The sequence below is a fragment of the Cupriavidus campinensis genome, assembly GCF_905397395.1.
Lineage (GTDB): Bacteria > Pseudomonadota > Gammaproteobacteria > Burkholderiales > Burkholderiaceae > Cupriavidus > Cupriavidus campinensis.
This window is the reverse complement of sequence record NZ_CAJPVH010000100.1, coordinates 1-10,429: the sequence shown is the minus strand read 5'-3', so window position 1 is coordinate 10,429 and position 10,429 is coordinate 1. Positions and strand designations below refer to the sequence as shown.

The following is a 10,429-nucleotide window of genomic DNA, read 5'->3' as shown; positions in this document are numbered from 1 at the left end:
GGCACGCCCCGGCTGCTGCCGCGCGTGCTGACGCTGGGCCACTGGCTGCTGGACCTGCCGCCGGACCTGGAGGCCGAGCCCAAGCCGGTGCGCAGCCACGCGGCGCGCCTGCTGGCGGTGCAGCAGGCCATCCGCGAACAGGACTGGCTGCGCCGCGCGTTCGGCGCCCAGACCGAAGGCGCCGCCTGGGGCCTGGCGCAGACGCTGTTGTCGATCAGCGATGAACTGAGCGCGCGCTGGCTGGAGGACGCCGCCGTCCGCGACGATGACGATATCGATGGCGATGATCGTGCCGCGCTGCTCCAGGGCGCGTTGCAGCGCACTTACGCGCACCTGTCGGAACGATTTCTCGGCCAGGAGGCACAGATCGTACTGGCGTTCTGGCAGATGCTGTCCGGCCCGGACGATCCGCTGCCGGCACGGCGCCGCGCCTTGCAGCGGCTGGCGCAGCAGGTGGCCGGCCCCGTGGTGTGGATCGGCCCGACGCCGCCCGAGCCCGTCGAGGCCCGTTTCCTGGCCCAGGCAGCCGAGCAGGTGCCGACGCTCGAAGTGGGCTACGACTGGTCCGGCGGCGCGCACGATGCCGAGGCCAAGCCTGACTGGTACGGCACGCTACTGGCACTGTGGCCCGAGGCGCGGCGCATCGAACCCATGGCCGAGGAGGGCGAATCTGACGAGTCAGACGAGTCAGACGAATCCCCGGCCCGTCCGTCGCCGATGGCGTTGCCTGACCAGCTCCCCGAACCACGCCCGCGCATCCGTGTGGTCGGCAGCGCGCGCTTCGAGGACGAGGCCACCGCCGCTGCCGACCAGCTCGTGCAATGGCTGAACGAAGGCCGCCGCCACGTGGCGTTGGTCGCGCATGACCGCGTGGTGGCCCGCCGGGCCCGCGCGCTGCTGGCCCGCGCCGGTGCGCCGGTGCGCGACGAAACCGGCTGGAAGCTCTCCACCACCCGGGCGGCCGCGGCGCTGATGCGCTGGTTCGACGTCCTGGCGCGCGATGGCGACACCGCCGCGCTGCTCGACCTGCTCAAGAGCCCGTTCTGCCTGCCCGGGTTTGCCCACCGCGGCGGCGCCATCGCGCTGATGGAGCGCCAGATTCGCCGCGAAGCCATTACCGGCGGCTGGGCGCGCCTGCGTCATCTGTTTGCCGAGCGGCGCGCCAACGCCACGCTGGTCGATGCCGAGACGATGGATGCCGACGAGGCCCAGCAAGCCACCCGCGCCGGCGCGCGCGCGTTGATCGCCACGCTGGCCGACGAGGCCGCCGCGTGGCCGCGCGGCCTGGCGCAGAAGCCGCTGACGGTCTGGCTGGCACGGCTCGACGCCACGCTGGACGCGCTCGATATGCGCGCGCCCCTCGCCGCCGACGATGCCGGCCGGCAGATGCTCGACGCGCTCGCGCGGCTGGCCGAGCTGCCCGACGACGAGACCGGCGCCCATGCCACGCTGAGCCAGCAGGAATTCCGCGCGATGCTGTCCGCCTTGCTCGAATCGGTGGCGTACAAGGAGCCGTCCGCGCAGAGTTCGTCCCGCATCACCATCCTGCCGCTGAACGGCGCGCGCATGCGGCGTTTCGACGGCGTGGTGATCGTCGGCTGCGACGATGCGCAACTGCCGTCCAGTGCCGCCGAACTGATGTTCTTCTCGAACCAGATGCGCCGCGAGCTGGCGCTGGAAGACCGCGAGGCCCGCTTCGCCCAGCAGGCGCGCGATCTGGCCGAAGTGCTATTGAATAACGATGATGTGGTGATGACCTGGCAGCGCTTCGGCGGCCGGGGCGAGCCGCGCCATGTATCGGGCTGGATCGAGCGGTTGTCGGCGTGCTGCGCGCGCGCCGGGGCGCCCATCGAGGCCAGCATTGCCCCGCGCCTGCACGACACCTTCGCGCAGCCCGGCTATATGCCGGTGCCGTCCGCGCCCGAGCGCGTGCCGGCTCGCTGGAGCGCGCAGGCGTACAACATGCTGCGGCGCTGCCCGTACCAGTTCTTTGCCGCGCGCATGCTCGGGCTGGCCGGGCTGGAGGCGGTGAACGACGACCTCGAGAAGCGCGATATCGGCAATCTGCTACACCGCGTGCTGCTGCAATACCATGCCGAAATCGCCGAGGCCGACGAACAGGACACCGGGCGGCGGCTGGCCCGGCTGCGCCAGATTTCCGACACCGTGTTCGGCGCGCTGATGGCCGAGGACGGCAACGCCATCGGCTACTACCGCCGCTGGCTGGAGGTGCTGCCGTCCTATATCGACTGGCAGGCCGCGCGCGAGGCCGAGGGCTGGCTGTGGCGCGCCGGCGAATTCGATGTGAGCGTGGATGTGGCGATGCCGGACGGCCTGCCGCTGCGGCTGGCGGGCCGCATCGACCGGCTCGACAAGGGCCCGGATGGCGCCCACGCGGTGCTCGACTACAAGACCCAGCCGGCCAGCCGCCTGCGCCGCAAGGCCGGCGATGCCGAGGAAGACTGCCAGCTACCGTTCTACGGCCTGCTGCGCGCCGATGCGGTGGCGGGAAGCTGGGTCTCGCTGGAAGGCGTGAAGCACGGCGGCAAGGATAGCGCCGCTGCCGCGCAGCGCGAGGTGGAGTTGCCCGACTTCCAGGCCGCCGTCACGTGGCTGGAGCGCCAGTTGCGCCACGACGTGGGTCGCCTGCGCGCCGGTGCCCGGCTACCGGCCTTCGGCGACGCTGCCGCCTGTACCTATTGCGAAGCCCGGGGCCTGTGCCGCAAGGGCTTCTGGGAATCCACCGCCTTGCCTGATCTGCAGTCATGACCGACGTCCACGCCTACCTTCGCGATGGCCACCCCATCGAAGAGGCCGATTTCACGCGCGCCGCCTGCGACCCCGCCCGCTCGGTGGTGGTGGAGGCGTGCGCCGGCAGCGGCAAGACGTGGCTGCTGGTAGCGCGGCTGGTGCGCTTGCTGCTGGCCGGTGCCGCCCCGCACGAGATTCTGGCCATCACCTTCACGCGCAAGGCCGCCGAGGAGATGCGCGAGCGCCTGCTGGAGGTGCTGTCGCAACTGGCCAGCGGTACCGATGCCGAGGTGCTGGGCGCGCTGACCATGCGCGGCCTGACCCCGGACGCCGCCCGGGCCGCGCTGCCGCGTGCGCGCGGGCTGCACGCGAAGGTGCTCGCCTCGCCCGGGCGCATGGCTATCGACACCTTCCACGGCTGGTTCGGCACGCTGCTGCGCGGTGCGCCCCTGGCCTCCGGCATCGTGCCGGGCGCGTCGCTGCGGGAAGACGCCCTGCGCATGAAGCGTGAAGCCTGGGCGCCGTTCTGGCGCGCGCTGGCCCAGCCCCAATACGCCGAACTGCGCGCATCGTACGAACAACTGGTCGATGCCATCGGCGACTTCCAGGCGCGCAGCCTGCTGGACCGTATGTTCCACGCGCGCAGCGAATGGTTTGCGATGCGCGAGGCCGGCGACCCGGCGGCGATGCTCGCGGAACAACTCGGCGACGATGCCACCACGGACGTGCTGGTAGAGGCGCTCGGCGAGGACGAATGGCTCGACGACTGCGCGGCCCTCGCGAAACTGCTAGGGCAGGGCGGCAAGACCGAGCACGGCCATGCCGCCCGGATGATCGACGGCCTGACCGCCGTCCGCACCTGGCGCGAGGCGGGCCGCGCGCCCGGCGACGCCGCCGCGCAAGCCTTCCACAGCCTGCGCGCGGCGTTCTTCACGGCGGCGGGGGAGCCGCGGGCGATGCGTCGCACGACGGCGCTGGTCAAGGCCGCGGGCGGCGAGTCCGCCGTGGACGATCTGCTAGCCCGCCATGCCGAACACTGCGCCCGGCTCGACGAGATTGCCGCGCGCCGCTGCGAGGCCGCCGTGCTGGCCATCAACCTTGCGCTGTACCGGCTTGGCGATGCCTTGCTCGAGCGCTACCAGCGCTACAAGAACGACCAGCGCGCGATGGATTTCGCGGATCTCGAATGGCTGGCGGCCAGGCTGATGGCCGACGAGGAGACCGCCACCTACTTGCAGGTGCGGCTGGACGCGCGCTACAAGCACCTGCTGCTCGACGAGTTCCAGGACACCAATCCGCTCCAGTGGCGGATCCTGCAAGGCTGGCTGGCCGGCTACCAGGGCCTTGGCGAGAAGCCGACCGTGTTCCTGGTGGGCGATCCCAAGCAGTCGATCTACCGTTTCCGTCGCGCCGACGCCCGCCTGTTCGGCGCGGCGAGCGCCATGCTGCAGGCCGATTTCGGCGCCACCGTGCTGCGGACCAATCGCACGCGGCGCAACCGTCCCGAGGTGCTGGACTGGGTCAACGCCGTGTTCGACCATGCGCGCGCCGAGGGTCGTTATCCGCTGTATGAAACCCAGACCACGGCCCTGCGCGAGCCCGGCGGGCCGGTCTGGCTGCTGCCGCTGGTCGAGGAACCGGCCGATGAAGGGCTGGAAGCCGAGCCGCCGTCCGACGCCCCGACCCACCGCGACACGCTGACCCAGCCGCGCACACGGCAGGGCGATTCCCTGCGCTACGAGGAAGGCCGGCGCGTGGCCGCCTGGCTGCACCATGTGCGCGACCACGTGCCCGTCCGGGAAGGCGATACCACGCGGCCTGCCAGCTGGCGGGACATGCACCTGCTGGTGCGCCGCAAGACCCATCTGGCCGACTACGAACGCGCGCTGCGCGAGGCCGGCATTCCGTGCCTGAGCCCGCGCCGGGGCGGCCTGCTGGCCACGCTGGAGGCGCTCGACATCTCCGCGCTGCTCGCCTTCCTGATGACGCCGGAGTCCGACCTCGACCTCGCGCACGTGCTCAAGAGCCCGCTGGTGGGCGCCACCGACGACGACCTGCTGCTGCTGGCCGGCCTGGAAGGCGAGGGCGGCTGGTGGGCGCGCATCCACGCGGCGGGCGTACCGCCTGAATGTACCGACGCGCTGCGCGGCGGTGTGGCTCGGCTGCGCGCCTGGCTCGCGCTGGCGCCGCAGCGGCCCGTGCATGACCTGATCGACCATATCTATGATGCGGGCGAGGTGCGCCGGCGCTACGCCGAGGCCGCGCCGGCCGCCATCCGCGAGCAGGTGCTGGCCAATCTCGACGCCTTCCTGAAGCTGTCGCTGGACCTCGATGGCGGCCGTTATCCGAGCTTGCCGAAGTTCATCGACGAATTGCAGGAGATTCGGCGCGGCGACGAGGATGAGAGCCCCGACGAGGGCGGCATGGGTGAAGGCGTGGGGGACGGCGAGGCGGAGCCGGAAGATGGCGGCGAAAGCCAGCTTGATGCCGTGCATATCCTGACCGTTCACGCCGCGAAGGGCCTGGAGGCGCCGTTCGTGGTGCTGCTCGACGCGAACCACAGTGACCCGGCGGCGGATCGTGGCGGCATTCTGGTGGACTGGCCGCCGGAGTCGCCGGTGCCCCGGCATTTCTCGGCCTACGGCAAGCGCAGCGAGCGCGGTCGGGCCCGCCAGCCCCTGTTCGAAGCCGAGGCGGCGCTGGCCGAGCGCGAAAACTGGAATCTGCTCTATGTGGCGATGACGCGCGCCCAGCAGGGTTTGCTGGTCAGCGGCGTGAAGGGCCGTGCGAGCAAGGCCGAGAAAGAGGGCGCGGCGGCCGAGATCGCTGGTAGCTGGTACGTAAGGCTGGCGGCGGCGGGCGTGGGCGAGGCGGTGGATGGCTACCCGGAGACCGAGGCCGCGCCGGGCGACGCCGCCCTGACGCCGGTGAGCGAGCGCGTGCGTTACGCGGACTTCCGCCTGCGCTATCGCGACGCAGCGCCAGTCCCGCAACTCGACGAGTCTGACGAGGAAGATCAGGAAGAAGCGGTGGTGTTCGACGCCGCCGCAGCGGCCCACGGTGAACTGGTCCACGCCTTGCTGGAGCGGGTGACGCGCTATCCGGAAGCCTTCGGCGTCTTGCCGGACGTGCCCACGGTCATGCGCTGGTTTCCGCTGGCCGGCGCCGGGGCGCCGCAGGCGCGCGAACGCTGGCAGGCCCAGGCCGAAGCGGCCGTGGCCGATGTGCGCACGATGCTGACCGCGCCGGCGCTGCGCCCGCTGTTCTTCCCCGAAGCGGCGCTATCGTCGCGCAACGAGGTGGAACTGTACGACGCGCGCGGACGGCTGCTGCGGATCGACCGCCTCGTGGAATTCGCCGACCGCGTGGTCGTGATCGACTACAAGCTGCGCTTGCTACCGCAGGAACATGCCGCCTATGGCGCCCAACTCGCGCGCTATGTGGCGGGCGTGGGGCCGATGTTCCCCGGCAAGCGGATCGAGGCTGGCGTGGCAACGGCGGCCGGGGAGTGGATCGACGCGGGCAGCCTGCGCGCGCCGGTGCCGGCGATGCAGCAGGGATCGTTATTCTGAGCGAGAGGGGGCGCATGCCCCCGATCGCAAAATGGGAGCAGAATAGACGGCGTTGCAGAAATACGCGGGGAGTGTGTGACGTGTAACGCGAACGGTTACGAAGATGTGCCGCGAAGGAACGCAGCAAAAGAATATGGGGGACGAGCCTGACCCTCGGCACTGATGGAAAACGGCTGTGGCTGCTTCGTTCCCGACCTGACCAGGTTGACCGCGCCACCATGCGAGGAGGCCCGTCCGACCGGCATTGTATCGCAACCGGCCGGCGACGTCCCGAAATTAGTTGGAATGCGATTTGTTCGAGCTAGTTTGATCTGACGCGGGCTGTGTGCCGGGGGATCGCTGGCAGCATGGCGGGCTGGAAAAATCGTTCCATCTGAATGAGCCAGGACATGAACGCAAACGACCAGATCTTGCGCGGCGCGCTGGCGCCGCAGGACATCTCCACCGAAGTGCTGCTGGAGAAGTACGCCAAGGGCGAGGAAAGCACCATTGCCGATGTGCGTGCCCGCGTGGCGCGTGCGCTGGCCGAGGTCGAGCCGGCCGACCGGCGCGAGATGTGGGCCGCGCGCTTCCTCTGGGCGCTGGAGAACGGCTTCGTGCCGGCAGGGCGGATCAATTCCGCCGCCGGCACGGGTATCCAGGCCACGCTGATCAACTGCTTTGTCCAGCCCGTGGGCGACTCGGTTTCCGAGGCGCGTGACGGCAAGCCCAGCATCTACACGGCGGTGGCCCAGGCGGCCGAGACCATGCGGCGCGGCGGCGGGGTGGGCTACGACTTCTCGGCCATCCGCCCCGGCGGGGCGCTGGTGCGCGCGACGCACTCGCGCGCGTCCGGCCCGGTCTCGTTCATGAAGGTATTCGATGCCTCCTGCGCCACCGTGGAGTCCGCCGGCGCCCGGCGCGGCGCCCAGATGGGCGTGCTGCGCTGCGACCACCCCGATATCGAGAGCTTTATCCACGCCAAGGACCAGGGCGACCTCACCAACTTCAATATCTCGATCGGCGTGACCGATGCCTTCATGCAGGCTGTGGAGGCCGATGGCGAGGTGGAACTGGTCCACGAGGCCGAGCCGGGCATGGACATGATCGCCGCCGGCGCCTACCGCCGCGACGACGGCCTCTGGGTCTACCGCCGCGTGCCGGCCCGCCAGCTCTGGGATCAGGTCATGCAGGCCACGTACGACCACGCCGAGCCGGGCATCCTGTTCCTGTCGCGGATCAACGCGGACAACAATCTCTATTACTGCGAGACCATCGAGGCGACCAACCCGTGCGCGGAGCAGCCGCTGCCATCGTATGGCTGCTGCTGCCTCGGGTCGATCAACCTGACCGGCTTCGTGCGCCAGCCGTTCACGGCCGAGTCAACGTTTGACTTCGAGGCCTTCGCCGAGGTCGTGCGGGTGTCCACGCGCATGCTGGACAACGTGCTGGACGTCACGTTCTGGCCGCTGCCCGAGCAGGAGGCCGAGGCGCGCGCCAAGCGCCGCATCGGCCTGGGCTTCCTGGGGCTGGGGAGCGCGCTGGTGATGCTCGGCCTGCGCTACGACTCGGATGCCGCGCGCGAGCTGGCCGGGCGGATCGCCGAGGCCATGCGCGACCATGCCTACCTGGCATCGGTGGAGCTGGCCGACGAGAAGGGCGCCTTCCCGCTGTTCGACGCCAACCAATACCTGGCCGGCGGCTTCGTGAGCCGGCTGCCCGAGGCCGTGCGCGATGCCATCCGGGCGCATGGGCTGCGGAACTCGCACCTGCTCTCCATCGCCCCAACGGGCACGATCACGCTGGCATTTGCCGATAACGCGTCGAACGGCATCGAACCGGCGTTCTCGTGGACCTACAACCGCCGCAAGCGGATGCCGGACAACAGCTACCGGTCGTTCGAGGTGGCCGACCACGCCTGGCGGCTGTATCGCCACATGGGCGCCGATATGGAGCGGCTGCCGGAGAGCTTTGTCACCGCGCTCCAGATGTCGGCGCTGGACCATATGCGCATGCTGGAGGCGGTGCAGCCCTATATCGACACCAGCATCAGCAAGACCGTGAACGTGCCGGAGGACTATCCGTACGAGGCCTTCCGCAACCTCTACCTGGAGGCCTGGAAGGCCGGCCTGAAGGGGTTGGCCACCTACCGGCCCAACAGCGTGCTGGGCGCCGTGCTCTCGGTGACGCCCGCCGCTGCCCTGGCGCCGACCTCCACGGCCACCCCGGCCACCCCGGCCGCCCCGGACGACGACCCGCTGACGCGCCCGTTCAACAGCCGGCCGCTCGGCGACCTGGAGGGCGTGACCTCCAAGGTGGAGTATCTGACCTACGAGGGCCACAAGACCGTCTACCTGACCGTGAACTTCATGCGGGTGTCGGGCGTGATCGATGGCAAGCCGGTGACGGTGGAGCGTCCGCTCGAGTTCTTCATGCCGGCCGGCCAGCGCACCGAGGGGCAGCAGTGGATCACCTCGACCATGCGGCTGCTGTCGATGGTGGCGCGCTCGGGCGGCCCGGTGGCCAAGGCGCTGGCGGACATGCGCAACGTGGTCTGGGACAAGGGCACGGTCCGATATGGTGCATTGGTGCGCCAGGACGGCACCCAGGTGCCGCGTTTCCATGATTCCGAGGTGGCGGCCATCAGCTACGCGCTCCAGCGCATCCTGATCAAGCGCGGTTTCCTGGACGACGACGGCGCCCAGGTGCCGGTGGCGGCGCTGGCGGCCCGGCTGGCCGGGCAGGGCAGCGAGCCGGCCCTGGCGCTGGCCGGCAACCCGGCGCGGCCGGCCCCGGCGGGCCACAACCCCGGCGTGGGCACCGGCAAGCCGTGCCCGGAGTGTGGCGCCCACGCCCTGCACAAGGTGGATGGCTGCGCCAAATGCGCCAATTGTGGCTACGTGGGGGAGTGCGGCTAATCGGCGTCATTCAGGACGGCGCCTTTTGCTACAATCGCCGCCATGAGTTATCAAGTTCTAGCGCGCAAATGGCGCCCACGGGATTTCACCACGCTGGTGGGCCAGGAGCACGTGGTCCGCGCGCTCACGCACGCGCTGGAACAGCAGCGGCTGCATCACGCCTACCTGTTCACCGGCACCCGGGGCGTGGGCAAGACCACGCTCTCCCGGATCCTGGCCAAGGCCCTCAACTGCACCGGCATTGACGGGGCGGGCGGCATCACGGCCCAGCCGTGCGGCCAGTGCAAGGCCTGCCAGGAGATCGACAGCGGCCGTTTCGTGGACTACATCGAGATGGACGCGGCGTCCAACCGCGGTGTGGACGAAATGGCGCAGCTGCTGGACAAGGCGGTCTACGCGCCGACGGTGGGCCGCTTCAAGGTCTACATGATCGACGAAGTCCACATGCTGACCAACCACGCCTTCAACGCGATGCTGAAGACGCTGGAGGAGCCGCCCGGACACGTCAAGTTCATCCTTGCCACCACCGATCCGCAGAAGATTCCGGTCACGGTGCTGTCGCGCTGCCTGCAATTCAACCTAAAACAGATGCCGCCGGGGCATATCGTCTCGCATCTGGACCATATCCTGGCCCAGGAAGGCATCGGCCATGACGGCAACGCGCTGCGGCTGCTGGCCCAGGCGGCCCATGGGTCGATGCGCGACGCGCTGTCGCTGACCGACCAGGCCATCGCCTATAGCGCCGGGCAGGTCTCCGAGGAGGCCGTGCGCGGCATGCTCGGCGCCATCGACCAGAGCTACCTCGTGCAATTGCTGGACGCGCTGGCCGCCGAGGACGGCGCCGCCATGCTCGGGATTGCCGATGCGATGGCGGACCGCAGTCTGTCGTTCGCCGGCGCGCTGCAGGATCTGGGCTCGTTGCTGCACAAGGTGGCGCTGGCGCAGGCCGTGCCGGCGTCCGTGCAGGACGAATGGCCCGAGGCTGACGAAGTACGGCGGCTGGCCGGCGTGTTCGATGCCCAGGAAGTGCAGTTGTTCTACCAGATTGCCAATATCGGCCGTAACGAACTGGCGCTGGCGCCGGACGAGTACGCCGGCTTTACCATGACGCTGCTGCGCATGCTGGCCTTCCGGCCGTCTGCCAGCCCGGCGCCCGTGGGCGGGCAGGTTGGTGGCGGCCAGCAGCAGGCGGCCCGCCCGCGCCCTGCC

4 protein-coding genes and 1 other RNA gene are annotated in these 10,429 nt (G+C 70.0%); 4 read left to right on the top strand and 1 reads right to left on the bottom strand.

The genetic code is table 11. The features are described from left to right. Positions 1 to 2,769: PD-(D/E)XK nuclease family protein (locus KHO18_RS27330; RefSeq protein WP_211944240.1), on the top strand; the 2,769-nt coding region annotated here is incomplete at its 5' end. After that, the gene (locus tag KHO18_RS27325; RefSeq protein WP_211944239.1) at positions 2,766 to 6,323 is read left to right on the top strand and encodes a UvrD-helicase domain-containing protein; all 3,558 of its coding nucleotides are present in this window, start codon (positions 2,766 to 2,768) and stop codon (positions 6,321 to 6,323) included. The genes KHO18_RS27330 and KHO18_RS27325, both read left to right, overlap by 4 nt. A 136-nt stretch (positions 6,324 to 6,459) precedes the next feature. On the opposite strand, the gene ffs is transcribed toward KHO18_RS27325, so the two are convergent. Next, an RNA gene (gene ffs, locus KHO18_RS27320) (signal recognition particle sRNA small type) lies at positions 6,460 to 6,558 on the bottom strand. Positions 6,559 to 6,712: 154 nt separating this feature from the next. Here ffs and KHO18_RS27315 point away from each other — a divergent pair. Both KHO18_RS27315 and KHO18_RS27310 read left to right on the top strand, forming a co-directional pair. After that, positions 6,713 to 9,220 (top strand): adenosylcobalamin-dependent ribonucleoside-diphosphate reductase, encoded by a 2,508-nt coding sequence (locus KHO18_RS27315; RefSeq protein ID WP_211944238.1) that lies wholly within the window; start codon positions 6,713 to 6,715, stop codon positions 9,218 to 9,220. Between the two features lie 42 nt (positions 9,221 to 9,262). Further along, a partial coding sequence (locus tag KHO18_RS27310; RefSeq protein WP_211944237.1) for a DNA polymerase III subunit gamma/tau occupies positions 9,263 to 10,429 on the top strand: 1,167 nt, incomplete at its 3' end.